Source organism: Akkermansia massiliensis, from assembly GCF_018847375.1.
Lineage (GTDB): Bacteria > Verrucomicrobiota > Verrucomicrobiia > Verrucomicrobiales > Akkermansiaceae > Akkermansia > Akkermansia massiliensis.
This window is the reverse complement of the sequence record NZ_CP072036.1, coordinates 2261677-2286072: the sequence shown is the minus strand read 5'-3', so window position 1 is coordinate 2286072 and position 24396 is coordinate 2261677. Positions and strand designations below refer to the sequence as shown.

Genomic DNA, 24396 nt, shown 5'->3' with positions numbered 1-24396 from the left:
TCTACATCGCGTATGCTATGCGGCGTTCGAGGTCTGAGATTTTGAACCCGGCAAGCTTGATTTTCATCGGACAGATCAAATGTCGATTTTGAGGGCTAAAGTATTATAAAATACTTATAATCAAAATATTTTACCTACGATATTTTTATACTAGAACATTTACCGTTGCCGTACGCTTGACAAAAGGACCGCACTTATTTTTATAAATAATTATCTATCAATAATTTGTTGTTTTCAAAAAGAACAGTACAACCGTGGGTTCGGGAGTTGGAATGTGTTCTGGGGTGCTGGAAATAGCGGCGATTTCAAGCATCAAAGGACTTTTTCCGGGCAAAAGTATTATTTTTTAATATGTTAATAGAAAATAACATACACCAATAATACTCATGCGTTGGTGGCTGAACCACATCCTCCTCCGGCTGGAGAAAAAGGGTCTGTTTTCTTCCGGGATGTCCGGACGCACCAAGGCCGCCCCCCTTCTCCGAGAGGGAGCGGCCCTGGAAAGATCAGGATTTCCGGGAGTCCCTATTTGGCAGGCTTGAACGGCTTGGGGGACGCGTAGACTTCATAGTCCTTGATGCGGCCGTTTTCCCGGTTCTGGCGCGGCAGGTAGCGGAAGCCGGAGAGCTTCTGCACCTTGCCCAGGTCCAGCACGATCATGTGCGGGTGCGTGGGGTTGTCTCCCTGCCACTTGGTGTGCCAGTAGGTGGTGGGCTGGTTGTCCATCACCAGGCCCGCCTGGGCGGCTTCCCCCGCCGTTTCATGGGAATCCGCATAGACCACGGACCACTGTTCGCGGGGAAGCAGGTTGCCGGAGGCATCCAGGAAATTCAGCTCCGCAATGGCGGCGTGCGGACCGTTGTCATGGGCGTTCTTGCTGACGAGGGCGATGTAGCGGGCCTGGACGGGAGCGCGGAATTTGATTTCCTGCTGGTCCGCCCCCTTGGCGAAGGTTCCCTTGTGCACGAGCTGGCTGGCAGCGGGAGCTACGGGCTTGCCCACACGGAAGACGTCCGCCATGGCGGGATCCCTGTTGACTTCGTAAATGGCTTCCTTCACGCCTTTCACCGTGCCGGAGCCGCCGTCCACGTCCAGCACCACGATTTCATTTTTCCCCGGTTTCAGGTATTCGCCGGGGCAGTAAAGCGCCTGCTGGGAGCCGATGAACCAGAAGCGGCCCAGATTGTGGCCGTTCACCCACACGACGCCTTTCTTCCAGCCGTCCCGCATGTCCAGGTAGGTATCCTTGGGGTTGGAGACGTTGAAATATCCACGGTGGAACACGGGCTGGTCGCCGCCCGGCTTCTTGCCGGAGAAGGAGAGGAGCTCCACGCCCTTGCAAGGGAGGTTGTAGATGAGGAAATTTTCCAGCTTTTTCCCGTCCAGCGTGATGGGGCCGCGTATTCCCTTGCGTTCTCCCTGGATTTGGCCGCCGAAGTTGATGCGGCCCATGTTTTCCACAAAGATATCCACCGTATGGAGGCCCGCGGGAATGACCACGTCACAGGCGTCCTGCTTGTAGCGGCGGTCCGCCGCACCCTGCCTTTTGCCGTCCACGTAAACGATGGCGCGGTCCTGCATGTTGTTCATTTTCAGCTCTCCCTTCACCGGGCCGTTCACCTTCGTGCGGTACAGGATGAAGCCCAGGCTCTGCCCCAGGGCTTCCATGTGAACGGGTTCCTTGCGGATGACAGGCTGCGGGAGCCGGTTGAACATGCCGGCTTTCTCCGTGAACGTGATGGGCGGCAGCTCCATCATTTCCGGCTGCGCGGGCGGTTCCGGGAGCTTGTACGTATCACCGTAATAGTCCTGAATGGTCTGGCGGAAGGTACGGTAACGGTCCGTCAGGGTTCCGTTTTCAGAGATGGGCGCGCCGTAGTCGTAATTGGTCACGTCCGGCGTGTAGGCCCCTTCCCAGTTCGCCCCGTTCATGAAGCCGAAGGAGGTGCCCCCGTGCGCCATGAAGAGGTTGGGGGAGACGTTGTTTTCCAGCATCCACTTCAAGTCGCGGTTGAAGCCTTCCGTACTGCCGCCGTTTTTGGGCTTGCCCCAGTGGTCAAACCAGCCTACCCAGAATTCGCCGTTGATGCGGGGAGTCTTGCCCTTGTGCTTTTCCAGGTTGGCAAAGGCGCCCTTGGCTCCGCCGCCGAAGTTCATGGCGGGAACGATGCCGGGCAGCGTGCCGTTGTTGATCATCCAGTCATTCGGGCCGTCCGAGGTAAAGGGAACCACGCCCGGAAGCTCCTTCTGGATGACTTCCAGGTGTTTTTTCACGTAGTCCTTGTCGGAGCCGTAGGAGCCGTATTCATTTTCCACCTGGGCCATGATGATGGGGCCGCCCTTGGTGATCTGGAGCGGTTCCAGCATGGAGCAGACTTTCTTGAGATAAGCCATGGCCGGTTCCAGGAAGCGGGGGTCCTGGGAACGGACTTTCAGGTCCGCATCCTTCAGCAGCCAGCCGGGAAAGCCGCCGAATTCCCATTCCGCGCAAACGTAGGGCCCCGGACGCACGATGACCCACAGGCCGGCTTTCTGCGCCTCCTTGATGAATTCCACAAAGTCCAGGTTGCCGGAGAAGTCCCACTTGCCCGGTTCCGGTTCATGGACGTTCCAGAACAGATAGGTGCAGACGGTGTTCATGCCCATGGCCTTCATGCGCTGGAACCTGTCCTGCCAGTGCTCGCGCGGCACGCGCGGGTAGTGCATTTCCCCGGAGATGATTTTGACGGGCTTTCCATCCATCAGGAAGTTTTCCTGGTTGGTGGCAAAGACATGCTTGGCTCCGTCATTGGATTCCGGCAGGGGCATGGGAGCGGCCATGCAAAGATGCCCTGCCAGAAGAAGAACGGAAAAAAGTGATAATTTCATGATGATGGAGTCAATAAACGGTTACAGAGAATCAGGGGAATTATGATGAAAAACCGCCTCCTTTCAATTTAAAAAGGAGCCGGCGGGCTGGTTTTATTACGGAGCGGCGTCATCCGGTCTTTCAACACGTATCACCTGATGCCTTTCCTCAAACGGAACGCCCCGGCGCCGGGCCTCCTGCGTTTCCTTCTTCATTTTTTCATCCACCCAGTACAGGTGGGATTCCAGGGGGTTGTAAATCCGGGGGGAACAGAACCGCGTGGGGGATTCCGGCCAGCGTATCCAGCGCCAGCAGGCGACGTACGTGTAGGGTTCCCGCCAGCCGGGAATCCAGACGCAGAGTTCATGAATGCGCTTTTGGGCGCGGTGAAGGGCTTTTTTCAGGGCGGCGTCATCCGGGGCATTCCGCTCCGCGTTCAGGGCCGCATCCAGTTCCGTGTCCGCCACGGCAAAGATATTGTTCGTGTTGCCCACGGGGTTGCCGCGGGCATCGTACGCCAGCTCGGAAGCAAAGGTTTCATACAGCCGGGGGAACGGCGTCTGGAGCGGCCACGCCCACAGGGCGGCCTGGTACCGTTTTTCAAATACCTTCCGGGAACAGACATTATAGGTCAGGGGGTCCAGGCGCAGGTCCACCCCGCATTTCAGGGCCTCCTGCCGGAGAATGGAACAGACGTTGGTCATCAGGGTGGAGGAGTCCGCGAAGGTCAGTTCCACCACCAGCCGTTCCCCCCGTTCATTCTTCAGCACGCCGTCTTCCCCCATTTCCCGGTAGCCGGCGCGGGCAAAATATTCCATGGCTTTTTTCTTGCTGTATTCCGGCGCTTTCAGCGGAAGCGTCAGATCGCCGTACCCCTCCATGTAGGAGCCCAGCCTTCTCATATTCCCGCGGAACAGGGTATCAATCACCATGCCCATGTTCACGGAATGCGCCAGCCCCCTGCGAATGCCGGCGTTTTTCAGAAGCTTGTCCGCACAGTTCAGATACAGGCCGTACGGGGGGCAGGCATAACCGGCTTCCAGGCTGTACTTGTCTATGTAGCCCCAGTGCACTTCCGGCAGTTCCAGCCTGTTTTCCCACACTTCCGGCTTGCGGACGTTCATCATGTCCAGCTCCCCGCGGCGGAACATTTCAACCGCCTTGTTTTCCAGGTTTACAAATACATGCTCCACCTGGTCCGCATTGCAGGAATAGCGGTAGTATTTCCTGTCCTTCGCCCACCAGTCCTTCACGCGGGCCAGGGTAATGCGCTCGCCTATCCGTATTTTACCGGGAACCACCACGTAGCCCCCCGTATTCGGGGGCGCCTTCCACTGGTAGCGTTCCAGAAACAGGGAGTTGAAATCATGGTAAAAACCGGGATGGGCCGGATGGAAATCCACGCAGGCCATGTAAGGCAGCAGCGGCCCGGGTGACGGAAGCGTCAGGGCAATGACGGAATCCCCGTATACCGTAATCTGGTCATACGTGGAACGGAACAGGGTGGTCCAGAAGGGGTCCCGGGCAAAGCCGGACGTGCGGAGGCAGATATTCAGCAGGAAGTCCTGCGCCCTTACGGGGCGGCCGTCCGAGTACGTCGCTTCCGGGTCCAGATGGTAAAAAACGGTTTTCCCGTCCGCGGAGACGGCCCAGCGGTCCGCCAGCCCCGGAATGGGCCGGAAGGTTTCCGGATGCAGCCCCACCAGGGGAAGCCACACGTTGTCAATGGCGGAGTAGTTGAAAAAGGTCTCGCTTCCCGGTCCGAACGCCCGCAGGGTTCCGGGAAACGGCGTATTGATCCACAGCCGGACCAGCCCCCCTTTCACGGCGCGGGGGTCACCTACTTCCGGTTCCTCCATTCCGGTCTGCCATTCCAATCCAGCAGGAACCTCCTCCAGGGGAAGCTGGCGGATATGGTCTTTCAGCTCCAGCCTTCTGCCGATGCGTTCCACGGAACGCTCCTGCTCGGCCAGACGCCGCCCATCCCCATCGCCACGGGAGACGGACAGCAGGCTTTTCTTCCGCTCGCCGCCTGCCAGTTCCCGGAGCAGTTCCCGTTCCACGGACCTGTTCCACCGTTCCACGAAGCCGTCAAACACGGCAGGCATGCCCCTGCCGTCCGTCCGTCCGGAGGCCTCATGCCAAACGTCCGCTTCCCGCTGGGCGAAGTAAAGGACTCCTCCCAGAAAGACGGCGAGGACCAACGCCCCCAGAATGTACAGCCAGCGAAACACAGCTTAGATTACCGCCGCATGTTAACCGATTCCGGAACCACCGGAAAACAAAAAGCCCATCTTCCGCCCGTGGCTGTTCCCTTCGCCTGAAACAGCCCGCAAGACGGAAGATGGGGGCGCAATCAACAATTAGTCCTGAAAAGCAATTAGAATTCGACCGTCACACCGCCGAAGACTCCCAGCCCCCGGGCCTGGCGCGGTCCGAAGTTATAGTCATTCGTGATGATGAAATTCTGGTCGAACAGGTTTTCCACACGCACATGGAGCGCCACATTGTCCGTCACCTGGTACCTGGCGAACAAACGCGCCGTAAAGAAGTTGTCCAGCCGGGCATAGTTGTAGTCCGTACGGCCCATGGCGGACGTTACGCCGAAGCCGACCGTCAGTTTTTCAACCGGAGAGGTATAAACCTCCGCGTTGATGGTGTGGCGGGCGGTATTGGCCATCTGGATGGTTTCATAGTTGCCGATGGAGTCGCGCTTGGGCATCGTGAAGGTGTAGTTGGCATAATAGCCGCTGTTCCACGCATCCTTGAACTGCCCCTTGAACGCTACTTCCACGCCATAGGAAGTGGCGTGGGAGAAGTTGTCGTAAGTCGTGTAGGAGTTGGGCCACGTGCCTACGCTCCTGGTGCCGATTTCATCGTTGATGCGGGTCCAGAATCCCGTCACGGAAGCGTAATGGTTGTCCGCCAGGCGCTGTTCCACGCCCAGGTCTCCGCCCAGGGATTTGGACACATCCAGGTCCGGATTGCCCACGTAGCCGTAATTGGCGGCGTACTGTTCAAAGTAGGTGGGGGCGCGGAAGCCGGAACCCACGGAACCGAAAATACGGGTGGGGGAATCCTTGCCCGTCACCTTCCAGGAATTGGAATAACGCCACGTGAAGTGGTTGTTCCAGACGGAATCATGCTCCAGGCGCAGGGCCACGCTGGCGTCAAAGTTGTCCGTGGGCGCCCACATCTGCTCCGCAAAGAAGGCAAGCGTGCTCTGCCATTCATCCTTGGCCACGTAATTGTTTTCGCTCATGTAGTCGGAGCGGTCCCAGGCCATGCCGGAGACCGTCTTCCATTCCTTGTTCCACGTAAGTGCATTGCGCCATTCCGTCTGGAAGCGGCGGTTGCGCATCACGTTGGGCTGGAAATCGAAGCCCGGCGTATGCGTGGAATAGTCCATGTTGTAATGCCCGATCATAAAGCTGGTGGACCACAGCTTGGTAATTTCCGCATCCACGCGCCCCGTCACCAGGTTGCTGCGGTTCTTGTCTTCCGTGTTGTACAGGTGGGGGTCCGTCACGGCGGGCCACTGGTCGTAATCCACATATGGCGTGGGGTATTCAAAGTAGGAGTCCAGGCGGCGGTAGGTAAAGCCCACCTTCACCTTGTCATTGACGTCATAGCCCAGGCGCACGGCTTCCTGCCACTGGCGGAAGTCGTTCATGCCTTTCCGGTTGTCATAAATGGCCGGATAAATGGTGGGATCGTTTTCCGTGGATTCAAACCCCACGCCTACAAAGTAGGAAAGCTTCTTGATCTTGCCTGAGGAAGTCGCGTAGCTGTTGAAGGAATGGAAAGAACCGGCTTCCGCAAAAATCCTGGTCACGGGATCGCCTTCCCCTTCCGGGGTGTCCATGGCGACAACGCCGCCAATGGCGCCGGAACCGAAGACGGCGCCCTGGGCGCCCTTCACCACTTCCACATTGTCCACCGTAAAGAGATTGGTGATCCCCAGCAGCTTGTTGCCGGACATGTTGACATCACTGATGCGCATGCCGTCAACCATGGTCAGGGTGTAGGTTTCCTTGTTCATCCCGCGGATGACGGTGTTGCTCACGGAACCGCGCTGCCAGGTGCCGCCGCCGTCCAGCGTGAAGACGCCGGGAGTCTGGGAAAGGGCTCCTGTCAGGGTTTCAATGCCCGCCTTCTGGAATTCTTCCGGATTGATGATGGAAACGGATATCCCGGACCGGTTGTACGGCACGCCCGTAAAGTGGGACGCCATGGTCAATTCCGGCATGACCTGCATGGTTTCCGAACTGGCGGAGGGCTTGGAGTCTTCTTTTTTAGCGGACTCGGCAAGAGAGGACTGGCCTGCGAATGCGGCAAGGCCAACGGCAATAGCGCCCATCTGAAGGGCTTTCTTCGTATAAAGCATGGTTGTGGTGCCTTACGTTCGGTAACTCGCCGAACAGTTGGACAACCCCACAGGCTGGTCTTCTGGCTTGCGAGACAGGCTCGCTTACAGTGGCGGTACCGCTCCGGATTCACACCGGTATTCCCCAATCTATTTCCTGCCCGGCTACGGGCGTCCCTGAGGTCTGTAACCCTTCCCATAAGGGTTCATGAGACGGATGAAATACCAAAGAGACCGGTATGACAAGCCAAAAAAATTTTTCTTTGAACATTCCGCCGCTTTGCGGACGCTTCCTCTTTTCAGCCGCCGCACGCCATCCCGTTTTTCCAACCGGAGTTCTCCATTTTTGTCTTGTCACCCCCGGCGCGTACAGGACATGATGCGCCCATGACGCGCCTTTCACCCTCCTTCCCGCAGCGGGGAAGGATTTCCGTTTTCAGCGGAGTTCCCAACTCCCGGAAAAACTGTTTCTTCAAGGCGTTTCCTTCCTTTTCCCGGCACGCGCGGACGTCCGGAATTCCGGTCTCTACTACTACGGCATGAACAGTTTTTCACACGGAGGGGATTTAAAATCCCTGGCGGCGGACGCCGGACGGCCCGAACGGGAGATTCTGGATTTCAGCGTCAACCTGAGGCCGGAGGGAATGCCGGAGTTCATTGCCTCCGCGCTGTGGAAGGCCATGGATGCAGCCGTTCCCTACCCCTCCCCGGACATGGCGGAGCTGCGGGAACTGGCGGCGGTTCATTACGGGCTGCCTTCCGGTTGCTTCACCTTCGGCAACGGAGCCAACGAACTGATTCACGCCCTCCCGCGCGCGCTGGAACTGAAACGGGCCGTTATTCCGGAACCCGCTTTTTCCGAATACAGGCTGGCCTGCCTGCGCCATGGCACAGACGTTCTTTCCATCCGGACGGAAGAACGGAATTCCTTTATTCCGTCACCCCTCCTGACGGCGGAACAGGCCGCAGGCGGAAGCGCCGTTTTCCTGGCGAATCCCTGTAATCCGTCCGGCGGCCTGCTGGACGTTCCGGCCCTGCGCCAGGCCGTGCGGGACCGCCCCGGAGTCATCTGGATTATTGACGAATCTTTCATTGACTATGCGGACGGAACGGAATCGCTTCTCCGTGACGCGGCCCTTCTGCCCAACCTGGTTGTCCTGCGTTCTCTGACCAAATTTTACGGCATCGCCGGTATCCGGTGCGGCTTTTCCGTCTGCGCCGCTCCGCTGGCGGAACGGCTGAGGCAGTCCCTGCCCGCGTGGAACGTGAACGCCTTTGCGGCGGCGGCGGCGCGGGCCGTGCTGGAACAGCCGCCTTCATGGGCGGACGGAGAACGCTCCCTGAACCGGGAACGCCGGGAAGACCTGTTCCGCAGGCTTTCCGCCCTGCCGGGGGCCGCAGTACTCCCGTCCGGAGCCAACTTCCTGCTCTTCCGCCTGGCGGGGGCGCCTTCCGGCCTGGCCGCCCGGCTCCTGAAAAACCACGGCATCGCGCTGCGCGACTGCTCCAATTATCCGGGGCTGGAAAACGGCGGCTGGTTCCGTGCAGGCGTTCGCACGCCGGAGGAACACGCCCTGCTGGCAGAGGCCCTGCGGGCCGAGCTGAAGGGCGACGGCCCCGCCATTCTCCGCAAACTGCCCAAACCGGCCCTGATGATTCAGGGCACCTGCTCCGATGCTGGAAAAAGCGTGCTCACGGCGGCCCTGTGCCGCATTTTTCTTCAGGACGGCCACCGGGTGGCCCCGTTCAAGGCGCAGAACATGGCCCTCAACTCCGGCGTGACCGCGCTGGGGGAGGAAATGGGCCGCGCCCAGATGGTGCAGGCCCAGGCCTGCCGCATCGACCCGGATGCCAGGATGAACCCCATCCTGCTCAAGCCCCATTCCAACACCGGCTCCCAGGTGATCGTGCTGGGGCGCGCCGTGGGCCACATGGAGGCGCGGGAATATTTTACGGCCAAAAGGCGCTTCTGGCCGGACGTGCGCCGGGCGTACGATTCCCTGGCGGACGAGTATGACGTCCTGTGCCTGGAAGGGGCCGGAAGCCCCGGAGAAATCAACCTGAAATCCGCAGACGTGGTGAACATGAACATGGCCCGCTACGCGCGCGCCAAAGTTCTGCTCACCGGGGACATTGACCGGGGCGGCGTGTACGCCTCCTTCCTGGGGACGTGGATGACGTTCACCCCCTGGGAAAAAGAGCTGCTGGCGGGTTTTGTGGTCAACAAGTTCCGCGGAGACCCGGAGCTGCTGGCCCCGGCACACAGCTACATGCTGGACCGTACAGGCAAGCCCGTGCTGGGCGTCATCCCGATGATACGGAACATCAGCATTCCGGAAGAGGACCGGGCCGCGCTGCCCTTTGAACAGGACGGGCAAGCCAAGCACGCGGACAGCCTGGACGTGGCCGTAGTGATGCCCGCCCATGTCTCCAACTTCACGGACTTCGCCCCGCTGGCGGCGGAGCCGGACGTTCGCCTCCGCCAGGTGCGGACTCGGGAGGAATGGGGGAACCCGGACCTGGTCATCCTGCCCGGCACCAAGAGCGTGGCGGCGGACCTGGCCGGACTGCGCGCCGCGGGGATGGAAGAACCCATCCGCCGGCACGCTGAACAGGGAAAGTGGATGCTGGGCGTCTGCGGCGGCCTGCAAATGCTGGGAACGGACATTCTGGACCCTCTGCACATGGAATCCGCAGAGGAACAGACGCCGGGGCTGGGGTTGCTGGAACTTTCCACCACCTTCGCCGCCGCCAAAACCCTGCTCAACGTGCGCCGGGCAAGCACGCCGCTGGCCCCTCCCGCGGCGGGCTATGAAATCCACCACGGCGTCACCCGCCATGAGGGAGCGAGCATCCCCATCATGTTCCGGGAAGACGGCTCCCCCTGCGGCTACGGCAAAGGCCGCATCTGGGCCACGTACCTGCACGGCATTCTGGACGGCGACCAGTTCCGCCGCGCGTTCATCAACATGGTCAGAGTGGATTCCGGGTTGTCTCCCAATCCATCCCTGCACGCCTCCTATGACCTGGACGGCGCGCTGGACCGCCTGGCGGACGTAGTCCGGGAGCATGTGGACCTCAAGGCCATCTACCGTATTCTTCAACTGAAACGCTGACCCATGCTTCCGTGCCCGTTCATCCTGCCTGCGGCCCTTCTGCTGGATATTCTGGCGGGGGACCCGCCCAACAGGTTCCATCCCGTCTGCCTGATCGGCTGGTGCGCGCGTCGCGCGGAAACCCTGGCGCGGCGGCTGTGGGGAGGGACTTTTACGGCGGGGATGGCGGCGGCTTTAGGAACCTGCGCCGCCGCATGGCTTGCCTGCGCGGTATTTTTCCTTCTATTTTCCCTCTCATCCTCCCTATGGATTCCCTGGATTCCGGCCGTTCTGGTCATTTACATCTGCATGGCCCCGCGCGGCCTGGCGGAACATGCGCTGCGGGTGGCGAACGCCCTGCGCAGCGGGAAGGACGGCGAGGCGCGGCACGCCGTTTCCATGATCGTAGGGAGGGACACGGAACGGCTGGACCGTCACGGCATGGCCAGGGCGGCCATTGAAAGCGTGGCGGAAAATCTGACGGACGGCGTCTTTTCCACCTTGTTCTGGGCTACAGCAGGCTGTTTGGCAGGAGGTCCTTTCGGCGCGGCCTTCGCCGCGCTGACGCACCGCGTTTTCAATATTCTGGATGCCATGTGGGGGAAAAAGAACGACCGGTACAGACGCTTCGGCACCTTTGCCGCCCGCACGGACGATGCGCTCAACTTTATCCCCGCGCGCCTCATCCTGCCGTGCATTTCCCTGGCGGCCCTCTTCGTGAAGGGAACCTCCGCCCGGAGGGCGCTCACTACGGGCTGGGCCTTCCGCCGCGCCCATGCCAGCCCAAACTCCGCCTGGAGCGAGGCGGCCTTCGCGGGCGCGCTGGGCCTCCGCATCGGCGGTCCGGTCTCCTACAAGGGGATTCCTGCGGACTATCCGTGGATAGGAACCGGGCGCACGGAAGCCACCGTCAGTGACCTGGCCCTGGCCATACGCCTCATGTGGATAACCGCCGCCGCGGGCACGCTGATCTTCTCCCTCATCCTTTTCTTCATTACCCTCTTCTGACCATCATGAACAAACTGCATATTCCCCCGCTGGACGAACAGGCCGCCAAAACCGCCCTGGAACATCAGAAAATACTGGCCAAGCCCCCCCTCGCGCTGGGGAAGCTGGAACCCGTAGCCATCCAGATTGCCGCCATGACCGGCAATCCCGCGCCGCGCCTGAAGGACAAGGCCGTGGTCCTCTTCGCCGCGGACCACCACATTGCCGACCACGGCCTCAGCCTGACATCCACGGACGTCACTTACATCCAGACCCGCAACTTCCTTCAAGGCGGCGGCACCATCAACGCCTTCACGCGCAACGCGGGAGCCCGCCTCTCCGTGGTGGACGTGGGCGTGAATTACGACTTCGGCGACCTGCCGGGGCTGGTGAAAAGAAAGGTCATGCACGGAGCCAACGATTTCAGCAGGGGCCCGGCCATGACGAGGGAACAGGCGCTGGAATGCCTGCAAGTGGGCATCGACATGGCCCGGGAGGAAAAAGCCAGGGGGCTGGACATCGTGGCCGCCGGAGAAATGGGCATCGGCAATACCACGCCCTCTTCCGCCATCGTGTCCGTGCTCACGGGCACCCCGGTGGAAACCGTGACGGGGCGCGGCTCCGGCGTCAAGGGAGAAGTCATCCGTAAAAAAATAGAGCTTATCGAACAGGGAATCGCCCTGAACAAGCCCGACCCTTCCGACGCCATCGACGTGCTGGCGAAGGTAGGAGGACCGGAAATAGGGGCCATGGCCGGGCTGATGCTGGGCGCGGCCTCCCTGCGCGTCCCCATCGTCATTGACGGCTTCATTGCCGGGGCGGCGGCTGCCATCGCCCAGGGCATACGCCCGGAAGCGGCTCAGTACTTCATCGGCTCCCACAACTCCGCGGAACCGGGGCACAAGCTCATCATGGACCACATCGGCGTCACCATGTACATGGACCTGGGCCTCTGCCTGGGGGAAGGCACGGGAGCGGCCCTGTTCTTTCCGCTGCTGGACGCCGCCACGCGCGTGCTGTCTGAAATGAAAACCCTGCCGGAACTGGACATCACCGTTCCGCGCTAAATATTCCCTTTCCCTGCACCATGGCCGTCATTACCACCATCCGCTCCGCCTTCGGCTTCCTGACCCGGCTGCCCGTAGGCCCGTGGCCGCTGCAAAACGACCTGAACGGCATCTCCGCATGGCTCCCGCTGGTCGGCCTCGTCGTGGGAGGGCTGGCAGGCGGCCTCACCTGGGCGGCCACCCTGCTCTTCCCCCCGCTGGTCTGCGGCGTCATCGGCTGCGCCTGCTGGGTAGCCATCACGGGCGGCCTGCATCTGGACGGAGTGGCGGACTGCGGGGACGGACTGCCCGTGGAAGTGCCGAGGGAACGCAGGCTGGAAATCATGAAAGACTCCCGCCTGGGCACCTTCGGCGGCACGGCCCTGTTCTTTAACCTGGCCTTCAAGGGCGCCGCGCTGGCGGCTTTGGCGGCCTTCGGTTCATGGGAGCTTCTGCTCACGGCGTGCGCGCTGGCCGGGCTGCTGGCCCGCAGCCAGATCTTCATCGCCATGCGCTTTCCGGGCGCGCGCCCCGGCGGCATGGGGGAAGCCTTCAAGCAGGGGACGCGCCCAGTCCACGCCCTGATAGCCGCCGCCGTCACCCTGGCTGCCTGCGCGCTGGCAGGGTGGCACGGGCTGTACGCGCTGCTTGCCGCCCTGGCCGGTTCCACGGCGTTGCTCCTGTATGCCCGCCGCCGCCTGGGAGGCGTCACCGGAGACGTGTTCGGCTGCACCGTGGAATGCACGGAATGGCTCGTCCTGCTCACCTTCTGCACCTTATGAAAACTCCGCACAAATGCCGCGTTCCGGGCCTCAGCATTGGCTGCACCTCCTTCATCATCCCGGACTACTACGTCCCCGCCATCAGGGAATGCGTCCATTACGCGGATGACATTGCCCTGCTCCTGCTGGAAGCCGGAGACCACGGGGAGGGACTCATTACCCCGGCGGAAATCCGGGAGCTGGCCGGAATCGCCGCGGATGCAGGGGTCAAGTGGAACGTCCACCTGCCCACGGATGGCGGCTTCGCCACGGAGGAATCAGGGCGCCGCTACACGGAAAACATCATCCGAGCCATTGACCTGACCCGAGAACTGGAGCCCCACACGTGGGTCATGCACGTGGTTACGGACCACATTCCCGGTCCGGACATGCGCCCCTATCTTACGGAGCGTGAAACGGAAAGCATCCTCCGCAGCCTGGAGCAAATCACGCCCCACCTGCCCGCGCCGGAATGCCTGGCCCTGGAAAACCTGGAACGCCACCCGACCGACTACCTGGACAAGCTGGTCTCCGCCACGCCCCATTCCCGCTGCTTTGACATAGGCCATGTCTGGAAGGAAGGCCTGCGGCCGGAAGAACTGCTGCCGCTCTGGCTGCCGGACATACGCATGTGCCACCTGCACGGGCTGGAAAAACGGGACCACAAATCCCTGCACCACATGCCCGCCGCCACGCTGGACGCCATCCTCCACCCCATGTGGGACATCCGTTTCTCCCCCCTCATCACTCTGGAAGTCTTCAGCCTGGACGACTTTCTGAACTCCCACCAAGCCATGCTGGAATCCCATGAACGCTACATCTCCAAACACTGACGCCAATCCCGCACGCATGACGCTCGTCCTGGGCGGCATCAGAAGCGGCAAAAGCCAATACGCCGAACAGATAGCCGCCGGATTCGGGGAAAAAATCCTGTACGTCGCCACGGCGGAGGTGTGGCCCGGAGCCGGATCCATGGAATACCGCGTGCGCAAGCACCGGGAACGGCGCCCGGCAAGCTGGCTTACGCTGGAATGTCCCCGCCATGTGGCCGCCGCCGTCCGGGAATCCGGCCTGCTGGACCAGGTGGACGGCGTCATTCTGGAATGCGTCACCCTGCTCGCCTCCAATACCCTGTACGCCCAGAAGGACCCTACGAACTACGAGCCGTTCCAGGAAGCGCTGATTGAGGAAATAGAGGCCTTGAAGGAACTTATCCCCCAATCCCCCGTGCCCTGGGTTCTGGTCTCCTCTGAAACCGGCATGGGCATCAGCCAGGCGGACGCGGAAACGCGCCACTACTGCGACGGGCTTGGCATCGCCAACCAGCTTCTAGCCAAAAGCGCGGACGAAGTTTACTTCATGGTTGCGGGGCTTCCCGTAACCGTAAAAAAATAGCAGACGGTCAATTCTTCAGCGCAATATACTTCAACACTGCCGGACACATCCGCGCCAGTAAAAAGTACAGTCCGCTCAGAGCCAGAAAAACAAGGGGTACGGCCATTCCCCATATCCAGAAGCTTCCCCTTGGAAAACCGAGCCTGAGCATGCACTCATAAACCAGGGCATGCGCGGCATATACAAAAAAGACGGAGGGAGCCAAACGGGCGCAGAAAGAGGAGATTCCCGGAAAATACCGCATCATCAAGAAGGCGCAGGATGCCAGCCACAGCACGCCCATGCACAAGGATAACGCAGACTCCTGAACGGTGCTGTACATTTCCCATATAAAAATAACGGGAAACACCATCAGCACGTACAGCCACGCTTTACCGACCGCATTCTTCAACTCTTCAAGGGAATAACGGCACAAAAACATGCCAAGGGCAAATGCTCCAAAACCCCTGGGATGGATAACGCAGAAAACCTTGTCCATGTATTCGAAGGACAAGTAAAGGGAATTGCTCGTACTGAAAAGCACCAGGGAGGCCATGGACAGAATGAGCAGACAGGCCCGCGGCATCCGGAATAACGCTCCTGAAACCAGCACAAACACCATTAAATCCCGCAAAAACCATAAAACAGTTCCCAAAGGAGGGCGCCCTATTCCCAGACCGGTCATCCATTTTACAATGTCCGCGGGAAACCCGAACAAGGCCATGGAAACGAAAATCCAAAATAAATAGGCACACAGAATCAGAAACGCTTTTCTCCAGTTAAGCCAGGGCACCGAGGCCGGGCTGCCCCCATACTTCCGGGCCAGGAAGTAACCCGCCGCCATGAAAAAGAAAAATACGCCCGCACGTGTTGCATACACAGTGAAGCCATGAGAAGCGGGAGTATGCTGGATCATGATAAGCAACATGGCCAGCACACGGATAATATCTACCCACGGGTCACGGCACTTCTCCGTCAGTTTCCTTCCCCGGACGATGCCCGGCGCATGTGAAGGAGAGTTCGTTAACGCTTCATACATATGCCAAATACAATAACGAACATCCGGGGCGCCATGATAGCACGGCCGTTCTTCATGGCAATACGAAACAGGGAGCCAAACGCAAGAAAAAGTTCCAATTGACAGGGTCCGGAGGATATGTTAGGCATGCCATGCCTCCCTCACCAACCGGAGGCGCTTCCGGGAAGCCCGTGGTACGGGCAGGAAATAGATGGGGAATCCGGTGTGAATCCGGAGCGGTACCGCCACTGTATATTGCACGGCTTAAAAACCTGCAATGAGCCAGATCGCCAGCCCCGAAGTATTTTATGAACCGCCGGCGAGTATTCCGGCATTCAGACCATACACATGCATTCATCCAACACGCTCCGCTTGAACGGAGCAGACTATGATGGTCCGGCCTCCTTGAAGTCCGGAATGTTCAACACTCCTGAAAAAACACCGTGCCACGCCAGGCACCGGATGCAGGCTGTGGCTATGACCCTGGCCTGCCTCGGCATGCTGGGAACGGTCCATGCCCAGGATACTGCCAGGGAAGACCTGGCCGGCGCTTATGACGCCACTGTAGCCAGAACCGCCTCAGATGCGGCCCTGGGAACGGTCTCCGCCACATTCAACGTGACAGGCTCCAGCAACGTGCGCGGAATCTGGGGAAAATCAGGCACCCTCAGCATTGGCGCGATTGCCGGGGATGCCGTATTCAACGTCTCCTCCACGGCAAACAACGCCTTCGGCATTGACACCTCCTCCGGAGTCAATGTGGACATCGGCACCCTGGCAGGAACATTCAACATCTCCGCAGCCAGAACGAATGCCACCGGCATCCGGAGCTACGGGAAAATACTCTCCATCGGAACGATCACGGAAGACGCCCTCATCTCCATCACGGCCAATTTCTCCTCCAATGGCATTTACGCCTATCAGGGGCGCCTGGACATTGGAACGATGGCCGGCAAAATCTCCGTGGACCTGGGAACAGGAAACTATGCGAGGGGACTGTATGCCTACGGAAATACCATGGACTACCAGGGCCCGCGCTACAAGGACGTCAACATCGGCACCTTTTCCTCCACCGGCAGCATTTCCGCGGCGACGGCCGGCGGCTACGGAGCCAGAGGCATCCAGTCCAACTACGGGCAGGTGAACATTACCCGGCTGGACGGTCAAATCACCGCAGCCTCCGGCTCCAATGATGAAAGCGAGGACTTTTCCGCCATCGGCATTGAAGCCAGGGAAAACATCACGCTGGGCGACATGGGAGCAACGGGAAGCGTTACCGCCACGACCAACGGCATGGACGCCTACGGCCTCTTCGCCGGAGAAGAAGGGGGTTACCAGACCCATTCCAATATTACCATCGGCAATGTGGGCGGCGCCATCCGGGCGGAAGCCATGGCCGGAACGGCCGCCGGGGCACGTTCCACGGGCTCCTTGTCCGTGGGAAACGTCAGCGGTTTCATCTCCGCCTCCTCCACGGGAGCTGCGGAAGCCTACGGGCTGCTGGCGGAATTCTCCCTGACCACCGGCACTATCAACGGAACCGTCAGCGCGGCAACTGCCGGCAGCACGGCGGCGGCCCTGATGGGAGGAGCCGGCATCACGACGACCATCGGTTCCACCGGCGTCATTGAAGCAACGGCGACGGGGAACGAAGCAACGGGGTATGCCCTGTACAGCGGGTCCAATACGGGTTCCGGCTTCTCCACGGAAAACACGGCGGACAACGTCACCGTCCACGCCGGAGCTTCCATCAGCGGCATCTGGGAACTGGGCGGCTCCGGAGCGGAAGGCTCCGTGGATACCATTACGCTGCTGTCCGGAACGGAAGCCGCTCCGGGACTGTTTGACTATACGGTGCGGACAACCGTCAACACCAGCAAGTCCGATACGGCCACCCACCATTCCTCCGTCACGCTCAACGTGGGCAGTGCGGACAACGAAGCGAACTGGACCATCTCCACGGAAAAAACTGTCGGCCTGTTCAACCGGGTCAACGTGGGCCACGGCTCTGCCGTCACCTTGACCGGGAACTCCCAGATACTCCGTGACGGGGCCGTCGTCAACAACCAGGGCTCCATCTCCGGCAGCGGCACGCTCACCATTGCGGAAGGCATGACGCTGCTCAACGGAACCCTGGTGCAGAATGCGGCGGGAACGGCCCTGGAAGTGGGCTTTGACGGCCTGAACGTAAATCTGGACCTGGCGCAAAACGCCACGGTAGGTGCCACGGTGCTCAACGCCACGGATTCCGCCTGGGTCGTCACGCTGGACCAGATCAAAAACGGCATCACCGCCATGTACGGAGCCAGGGTGGACAACTTCCAACTGGAAAACTACCGCATGAGCTACCGCCTCCAGGGCCAGGTATTCCTGGGTGAAGGCGCCCCCATCGTCGTCAACCCCGGAGAAAGCATCCATGTGGGGGAAGGCTCCAAGGTCATCATCGGGGAAAACCTGCCTGAGCACGGCATCGTGCTGGAAGGAGGGGAGGCTGACTTGAGCCAGTCGGACGCCGTCATTTCCTCCGGAGCCGTCAGCGGCGCTTCCGGCCAACTGACGCTGGCGGGCAAGGATGAAAAAGAACAGACCCTGAACTGGGAACACTCCGGCACGGCAGGCTACAGCGCCTCCGCCGCCGACGGAGGCGCCTTCGCGAACCTCAACGTCACGGCACAGGATGTGAAGGTTGTCGCCAAGGGTTCCTATGCGGCGGAAAACGTCGTCATCAGCAACAACGCCACCCTCGTTCTGGACGGCAGGAACGCCAGTCTGGGCGTGGAAGGCGGGAGGATCCGCCTGGGTGAGGCATTCGCCCATCCGGCTAATCCGGGGCATCTGGTGCTGAACGGCTCCACCGTTCTATCCGGCGTGGAAACCAACAGCGGTTCCACCGTCTCCGGTTCCGGCGCCTTCAAGGGAGAGGTTACCTATTACGGCAGTGAAATCGTGATCGGCTCCGGCTCCTCCGCAGGCTACCACAACTATGAAGGCGGCCTGAACGCGTGGGGGGGAGTGCAGGAACTCACGTTCATCGTGAACGGAACGGCGGCGGCGGACGCCGCCCATACCGGAGCGGACACCTATTCCCAAATGAACGTCTCTTCCTCCTACCATGTGGATGGAGCGCACGTCAATGTGGTCATCGGGGACAACCTGCTCTTCAGCAAGGAACAAAGCTTCTCCCTGTCCCTGGTCAACCTGGACTCGGACACCGTCATTGATCCGGACGGTTCCCTGTGGGACCTGACCAGCATCGACCCCACGCTGAAGGGCCGCACGGACCTGGTCACGGATACCAGCTTCACGGTTTCCGGCGACGGGCTGCACCTGATCTTCAACGGCAAGGTCAACATCAACGCCGTGAAAGCCCTGCGCGGAGAAGAAGCCTCCCGCATTGCCAACACGCTGTGGTCCTCCGTCCGGGTGGTGGACAGCTTCGCCCATACGGCGGCTTCCCAACTGGATTTCCGCGGACCGGGCAGGCGCAACATCTGGTTCTCCGGGCTGGGGGACTTCATGAACGTTTCCTCCGCCACGGGAGCCTCCGGCTTTGACTACAAGGGCGGCGGTTATGCCGTAGGCCTGGACTACGCCTGGACGAAAAACTGGATATCCGGCGCGGCCTTCGGCCAGACCTTCGGTTGCTTCCACTCCGCGGACAAGCAGTTCAAGGCGAACCAGGACGGCCTGATGCTGGCCCTCTACCAGCGTTACCACCGCGACCTGCTCCGAGGAAACAGCGTGGACATTGACGGCTACTTCACCTACGGCCGCATGGACAACGATGCGGACGGCACGCTGGGCGGCAGACCCGCCACCGCCTCCTGGAACGATGACGTGTACGGCTTCGGCCTGAAGGGAACCTGGAACATCCGCCTGAGCAGCACGGATGTGCTGAAACCCTTCGCAGGCATTGAATTCCTGCACGGCTCCAAGGGATCCTTCGGGGAGCATTCCGGTTCCGGCACCGCTTGGTACCAGGACGGCTCCGTGCAGAACTGGAGCATCCCCGCCGGCGTCACCTGGCAGAAGCAGATCGCCGTCGGCAGGGGCCAGTACCTGCTGCCGCAGATGACGGTTGCCTACGCCGGAGACGTCTCCCGCCGCAACGCTTCCGTGAAAACGGACGCCTTCGGCACGCCCTTCCGGGTAGACGGCGTCCATCCGGGACGCCACGCCCTGATCGTCCATGCGGGGCTGAACTGGGTCATTTCCAGCGCCTGGAGCGCCGGAACCTTCTACCATCTGGAACAGAGGGAACACATGACCAACCAGAGCGTTAACGCCACCGTGCGCTATTCGTTCTAAACGTTCTTCCCATTCGGAAACATTCCGGAGGGAATCCACCGCGGATTCCCTCCGTTTTTTCGGCAGGCTTCCCACATTCCACAGGAAATTCTTGACTCCACAGCCCTCTTGCCGCTTAATTCTTCCACTTCACGTGCCGTCGTGGCGGAATGGTAGACGCGCTCGACTCAAAATCGAGTTCCAAAAGAGTGTGGGTTCGAGTCCCACCGGCGGTACCAATAAATAAACCCTGAAAGCTTAATGCTTTCAGGGTTTTCTTTTATCAGTTAACAGCTCTCGGTTAAGAAGCAGAAAACTGAATGCAATAATTTCCAGAAGAAACACTCGTGTGTTTATATAGATATAATTTCTGAAACTTTTTCCGGAACACTATATCTATAAATAAAATCATCAGTAATTACATACTTTATATTAAAAATTATTCTACTGTAATTTTCCAATATTCGCCCTCGCGATGTAATTTTACATGCAACAAATGAACTAGTCTTTCTGCTTCCCTGCAAAAATCTCCTACAATATCGTCATGGGATTCTCGTTGTTGAAGATGCCACCAATGGTATTCCATTTCCGGAATCAATCCAAATTCATCCACCCCTGTATAGTTTCCAAGTAAATCTGATAAATGCTGAAGCATGTCTTTTTCAGATTCTACTCCTCCTTTCAAACCACAGACAACATCTTGAAGACATCCAAGACAATAAAGCCTAACGGCATCCTTGCCTTTTGGAGGAATTATTCTGGCGGCTGAGGCAAATGCTCGGAGATCGTCCTTCAACTCAAAATAATTAATTGAAGGCTCTCCAAAATGCGAACTCAACAAAAACAGGGCTTCGTCCATTTCTTCGCCCAGGGAATTATGTAAAGAATTAATTGCCCATTTCACATAATCATTTAAATCTTCCAAAAAGACTCCTTCAAAGGCCAGTACCTGCTTGCTTGTTGGCCGTGCAAGGAGAGCTTCAATCATGTTTTTTTCAATCTTTGCCATTAATTAATTCTTTTTATTATAAAGCCATAACTCCTCCTACAATAGCACCAATTGGGACAGTACCGATTTCCTCCGGTAATGCAATTTGAGGCCCCAATTGTCCACCAATGAGAGCAGCTAGCACTCCTGCAAATGCACCTTCCCAAAATGCATCCCATCCACTGCCAACCGGTTCTTGCACAGGCCCAGGATCCGAAATTAGAACTTGAAATGGTCCAGGATCAGTAAGCAACGCCACTTCGTCTATCCATTCACGTACTACTTCCAATTCAGGATGTATCGTAATGAATTTATTATTAATTATTTTATAGAAATAATCTTAGTGCAGTTCACCGCATTTAACCTAGCTTTCAAAAATTCCGTACGATGGTTATCCCATGGTTCTTTTGTACCATACTTTCTCCAATAATCTGTAAAATCTCTTTCACGACGTGTTTTGGATGCCGTGAACCATTGGAAAAATCTTTTTATATTCTCTTGACAACACTCTCCAAAGGAACACGATTTGACAGTAGGATGTTTTCCATCAAATGGACCTCTTTCTATTAAACCAAGTAAATCAACAAGCTTGACCGAATTATTGAGAATCATTCTATAAACATTATTCCCTATCTTTTCAGCAATAGGATATCTATTGATCCACCTGCCGTCAGCTGAATTGTAATGACGATAATTATAATAGGCGAGAGTAAGTTCCTCATCACAATATTCGCTACTCCACTGCATAGGTTGAATCACATCTCCTGTCCATGCCTTTTCCCTGGAGAGGAGCTTATGGACGGAAACAGACTATTTGCGGACAAGGGAAAATATCTCGGGAAAAAGTACGGAAAGTTCAGAGTGAGGAAGGAGATTCGCTCTTGGATGATCGGACAGGGATTGACGATAAACTCCGGAAAGTTTTCCGTAGTTGTTGTCCAGGAAGTATACCCGGCATCCGGCAAGCAGACCTGCAATGCAGATGTGCAGACGGTCTGAAATGACGATGTCCAATTCCTTCAGAATAGAGAGAAGGCCCCCTATTAGAAAAGCCTGCTCGGCAGAACCGTCGCCCCAGCCATTCCAAAGATCGGAAATATCACGTCCCAGGATCAATTCCGCAGGCAGGGCGCTCTCCTTGCCCCGGCGCGGCAGAAAAGCCCCCTGCTGCCAGTAATTTTCGCGGAATGCGCAGAAAGAAGATTCCTGCACGGATTCCCGGATTTTTTCCAGGAGGGAAACCGCCCATGGTTCCGGACAAGCGGGAGTTCCCTTTTCTTCCAGGATAAAAGACGGCAAGGAATTAGGGCAGAAGTAAAGAGCCATGTCGTCCGCCGGGAGAAATTGCGCCCGCTCATTGAGCGAAAGGCAATAATCCAGGGAACGCTGTTCCCGGCAAAAGACCAGGTGCCTTTCATCAAAGGAACGAATAAGAGAATCTACCTGATAAAAGCTGTGCGGGAGGATAATGCACCGTTCCACTGAGCGGGCCGTCAGTTCCTCTTTCTGCTCATCCAGAGAACCGTAAAAGGACACGAACCTTCCGCCACCGCCATACACCACATGCCGATGAGGTTTTTCCTGCGCCGGCAGATGATGGCGACGGAAAAACTGCCGCGTGGCGATGTCAATAAGCAAATCTCCTATGTTGCCATGGTTGGCGCAATATTGAAATCCACCCAGTTTAATGAGAGCAGGAAGAATGGAAATGGATTCAGGCATGCGGTATGATTTCAAAAAATTCGTTAAGAGTGCCCAGGCAATCCCTGGAAGAAACGTGTGGCACTTCCAGTCCCATCTTGCGCCAGACGCAGATCTGGTGGAGAAGCTCCGTTCCGGAGCCTTCGCAGATGTTATGGAATCCGTTGACGAATAATCGTTTAATTGGAATATTCATAATTGTATAGGAATTGCAATGAATAAGGAAAAGAGATGGTCCATGCTCCTGACGAATATGGCGAATCCGGACGTGCTGAATCTCTCGTTGTGCGGTTAAAAAATGAGCTGCATGCAGCGACGCCTGCTCCATTCGGAGCATCCATGCCTATTGGCGTAAAACGGAAAGTTCCCGCCTTCGGGCATCCCCCTTGAACGAGAACGGATGGACTGCCTGCTATTGACGGCTATCCGTAAAATGTTTGAAAAACGCCACCGCCCCCGCTTCCGGAATTGTAAATTCTGGATAATTTGCGTTGGTGAACAGTTTACGGGCTCCCCGGCCATTGACAGCTTCCACGGTCAGGGTAACCGCTTCCACTGTTTTGACCATGTCTTCACTACCCTCCGTGGATGTGCCGGTCATGCACATATCCAGCCTCGCCCATGCCTGAACGGCCTTCCATTCGTCAGACAGGACGATAAGGGCGGACACTACTTCGGAAAAAGCCTGCAACTGTTCCGGCGTCAGCTCCCGGTGCCTGTAGCGCTGATTCTGAACAAACCCCGCCATATCCGGGAAAACGGCAGTCAACGTGAATTCATCCCACTTGCCGGGTCGCGGGAAATAAAATTGTAATTCTTTCATGTTAAATTGTTTCTATTTTAAGATAGTCAGCCGGATTAATCCCTTGGATGACGCTTACCCTGAACATGGCCATCTCTGCGGAGCAAGTATCTATAATAGCGTAGTGGACGTCATTGCTGACGAGCCCCAGAGAAACTTCCCCCAGGTAATAAGCTTGTGGATTAAGATGACGGCGGTTGAAATTGTAGTGGTTCCCGTGCCCGGAGCTTATCCCCGTATGCCGGGCCAGATAAATACTGCAGGTACCGGATGAAGAGGGAACCGCAATCAAATCAAGCCGGGATACCCAGTCCAGGCTCAAGGCAGCCCAGGAAAGCTCCGTTACAACCTGTCCGTCTCCGGACCTGGCCACCACTTTTCTGCTGGCTGCATCCACATAAAAAAGCGGTCCGGGAATATTCTCCACCGTTGTGGCGGTGACGGTTCCGGAATACCCGGTCCAGCCGAATTTAGTTTGAGTCGCGGCCAAATTCACACCGGAAAGCAGAGACATCACCAGCGCATAGCTGCCGGTTCCGGCAGGGCTGATGGCTCCTCCGTAATTGGTATTGGTGACGGCAGACTTGACCAGGACGCATTTGTGCGCCGTCAGCGTGCCCGCCCAGGACAGCCCGCACCAGTCCGCCAAGGAACGCTCCATCTTGACGTTGCTTCCCTCCAGGGTGGTAACGGTTCCGTTCGCATGGTCCAGATGGTACACATTCCTCAGAACGGACATGACGGCGTGGCTGCCCGCGTTGAGGCCGGTGTTGGAGGCTCCGGCCGCAAGCGCGGATACGGCATTGATACCGCCGTTGGCATTGACGGTTCCGGAAAAGGTGGACGCCTCCGCCGTCAGATTTTTCAAAACGGCATCTTCTCCCAGCCGAATGCCGCCCTGGGCAGCCAATCCCAGAGCGGCTACTTTAAAAGTCTGTGTTACCAGTGCATGTTCGTCGGACACCTCCACCGCATCCGTAGGGGCCACAAAGATATACTGTCCGGAGTTTTCCGTTTCCAGAACAGTCAGGCAAGAAGCATCGGAGAGAAGAGCCTGGACAGAGCATGCTGCCGTACATGTCAGCGCATAAGCCGCGCCCGGTATGGTATTCACTTTCATTGA

Annotated in this window: 18 protein-coding genes, 1 tRNA gene and 2 riboswitches; of the genes, 8 read left to right on the top strand and 11 right to left on the bottom strand. The window is 58.2% G+C overall.

Going from position 1 to position 24396, the window contains the following annotated elements:
- Window positions 1-525: 525 nt before the first annotated feature.
- The 3 genes from J5W70_RS09490 to J5W70_RS09480 form a co-directional block, all read right to left on the bottom strand.
- Window positions 526-2868 carry a beta-galactosidase gene (locus J5W70_RS09490; RefSeq protein WP_215832738.1) on the bottom strand — a complete coding sequence of 781 codons (2343 nt, stop codon included), beginning with the start codon at window positions 2866-2868 and terminating at the stop codon, window positions 526-528.
- A gap of 96 nt (window positions 2869-2964) precedes the next feature.
- On the bottom strand, window positions 2965-5082 hold the full coding sequence (locus J5W70_RS09485; RefSeq protein ID WP_022396746.1) for an extracellular solute-binding protein: 2118 nt from the start codon (window positions 5080-5082) through the stop codon (window positions 2965-2967).
- Window positions 5083-5228: 146 nt separating this feature from the next.
- Window positions 5229-7235, bottom strand: a complete 2007-nt coding sequence (locus J5W70_RS09480; RefSeq protein WP_022396745.1) for a TonB-dependent receptor plug domain-containing protein — start codon at window positions 7233-7235, stop codon at window positions 5229-5231.
- 35 nt (window positions 7236-7270) lie between these two features.
- A riboswitch (cobalamin riboswitch) is annotated at window positions 7271-7410 on the bottom strand.
- A 343-nt stretch (window positions 7411-7753) separates the two neighbouring features.
- On the opposite strand from J5W70_RS09480, the gene J5W70_RS09475 reads away from it, so the two are divergent.
- Genes J5W70_RS09475 through J5W70_RS09450 form a run of 6 tightly spaced genes read left to right on the top strand, consistent with a single transcriptional unit; the run spans window position 7754 to window position 14498 of the window.
- Window positions 7754-10330: a cobyric acid synthase gene (locus J5W70_RS09475; RefSeq protein ID WP_022396744.1), complete on the top strand. Its 2577-nt coding sequence runs from the start codon at window positions 7754-7756 to the stop codon at window positions 10328-10330.
- 3 nt (window positions 10331-10333) lie between these two features.
- Window positions 10334-11317: an adenosylcobinamide-phosphate synthase CbiB gene (gene cbiB / locus J5W70_RS09470; RefSeq protein WP_022396743.1), complete on the top strand. Its 984-nt coding sequence runs from the start codon at window positions 10334-10336 to the stop codon at window positions 11315-11317.
- Between the two features lie 5 nt (window positions 11318-11322).
- Entirely contained in the window at window positions 11323-12363 is a 1041-nt protein-coding gene (gene cobT, locus J5W70_RS09465; RefSeq protein WP_022396742.1) for a nicotinate-nucleotide--dimethylbenzimidazole phosphoribosyltransferase, read from the top strand.
- A 20-nt stretch (window positions 12364-12383) separates the two neighbouring features.
- The gene (cobS, locus tag J5W70_RS09460; RefSeq protein WP_022396741.1) at window positions 12384-13124 is read left to right on the top strand and encodes an adenosylcobinamide-GDP ribazoletransferase; all 741 of its coding nucleotides are present in this window, start codon (window positions 12384-12386) and stop codon (window positions 13122-13124) included.
- On the top strand, window positions 13121-13936 hold the full coding sequence (gene cbiR, locus J5W70_RS09455) for a cobamide remodeling phosphodiesterase CbiR (RefSeq protein ID WP_215832737.1): 816 nt from the start codon (window positions 13121-13123) through the stop codon (window positions 13934-13936). The genes cobS and cbiR overlap by 4 nt, the downstream gene beginning before the upstream one ends.
- Entirely contained in the window at window positions 13911-14498 is a 588-nt protein-coding gene (locus J5W70_RS09450) for a bifunctional adenosylcobinamide kinase/adenosylcobinamide-phosphate guanylyltransferase (protein ID WP_102729385.1), read from the top strand. The genes cbiR and J5W70_RS09450 overlap by 26 nt, the downstream gene beginning before the upstream one ends.
- Window positions 14499-14505: 7 nt before the next feature.
- Here J5W70_RS09450 and J5W70_RS09445 read toward each other — a convergent pair whose 3' ends face one another.
- Entirely contained in the window at window positions 14506-15516 is a 1011-nt protein-coding gene (locus J5W70_RS09445; RefSeq protein WP_022396739.1) for an acyltransferase family protein, read from the bottom strand.
- A 144-nt stretch (window positions 15517-15660) separates the two neighbouring features.
- Window positions 15661-15808, top strand: a riboswitch (cobalamin riboswitch).
- Between the two features lie 104 nt (window positions 15809-15912).
- On the opposite strand from J5W70_RS09445, the gene J5W70_RS09440 reads away from it, so the two are divergent.
- Together J5W70_RS09440 and J5W70_RS09435 are read left to right on the top strand one after the other, a co-directional pair.
- Window positions 15913-19803 (top strand): autotransporter domain-containing protein, encoded by a 3891-nt coding sequence (locus J5W70_RS09440; RefSeq protein WP_215832736.1) that lies wholly within the window; start codon window positions 15913-15915, stop codon window positions 19801-19803.
- Window positions 19804-19938: 135 nt separating this feature from the next.
- A tRNA-Leu gene (locus tag J5W70_RS09435) sits at window positions 19939-20021 on the top strand.
- 200 nt (window positions 20022-20221) lie between these two features.
- Here J5W70_RS09435 and J5W70_RS09430 read toward each other — a convergent pair.
- The 7 genes from J5W70_RS09430 to J5W70_RS09400 form a co-directional block, all read right to left on the bottom strand.
- A complete protein-coding gene (locus J5W70_RS09430) occupies window positions 20222-20770 on the bottom strand; it encodes a hypothetical protein (RefSeq protein WP_022396737.1) in 549 nt (182 codons plus the stop codon).
- 37 nt (window positions 20771-20807) lie between these two features.
- The gene (locus tag J5W70_RS09425) at window positions 20808-21059 is read right to left on the bottom strand and encodes a hypothetical protein (protein WP_215832734.1); all 252 of its coding nucleotides are present in this window, start codon (window positions 21057-21059) and stop codon (window positions 20808-20810) included.
- A gap of 32 nt (window positions 21060-21091) precedes the next feature.
- Window positions 21092-21529, bottom strand: coding sequence for an RHS repeat domain-containing protein (locus J5W70_RS09420; RefSeq protein ID WP_215832733.1), 438 nt, complete (start codon window positions 21527-21529; stop codon window positions 21092-21094).
- Between the two features lie 51 nt (window positions 21530-21580).
- Window positions 21581-22492, bottom strand: a complete 912-nt coding sequence (locus tag J5W70_RS09415; protein WP_022396736.1) for a polysaccharide pyruvyl transferase family protein — start codon at window positions 22490-22492, stop codon at window positions 21581-21583.
- Window positions 22485-22667, bottom strand: a complete 183-nt coding sequence (locus tag J5W70_RS09410; RefSeq protein WP_022396735.1) for a hypothetical protein — start codon at window positions 22665-22667, stop codon at window positions 22485-22487. Before J5W70_RS09410 ends, J5W70_RS09415 begins: the two co-directional genes overlap by 8 nt.
- 216 nt (window positions 22668-22883) lie before the next feature.
- Window positions 22884-23294 carry a hypothetical protein gene (locus J5W70_RS09405; RefSeq protein ID WP_022396734.1) on the bottom strand — a complete coding sequence of 137 codons (411 nt, stop codon included), beginning with the start codon at window positions 23292-23294 and terminating at the stop codon, window positions 22884-22886.
- A gap of 1 nt (window position 23295) precedes the next feature.
- On the bottom strand, window positions 23296-24393 hold the full coding sequence (locus tag J5W70_RS09400; protein ID WP_022396733.1) for a hypothetical protein: 1098 nt from the start codon (window positions 24391-24393) through the stop codon (window positions 23296-23298).
- Between the last annotated feature and the right edge of the window lie 3 nt (window positions 24394-24396).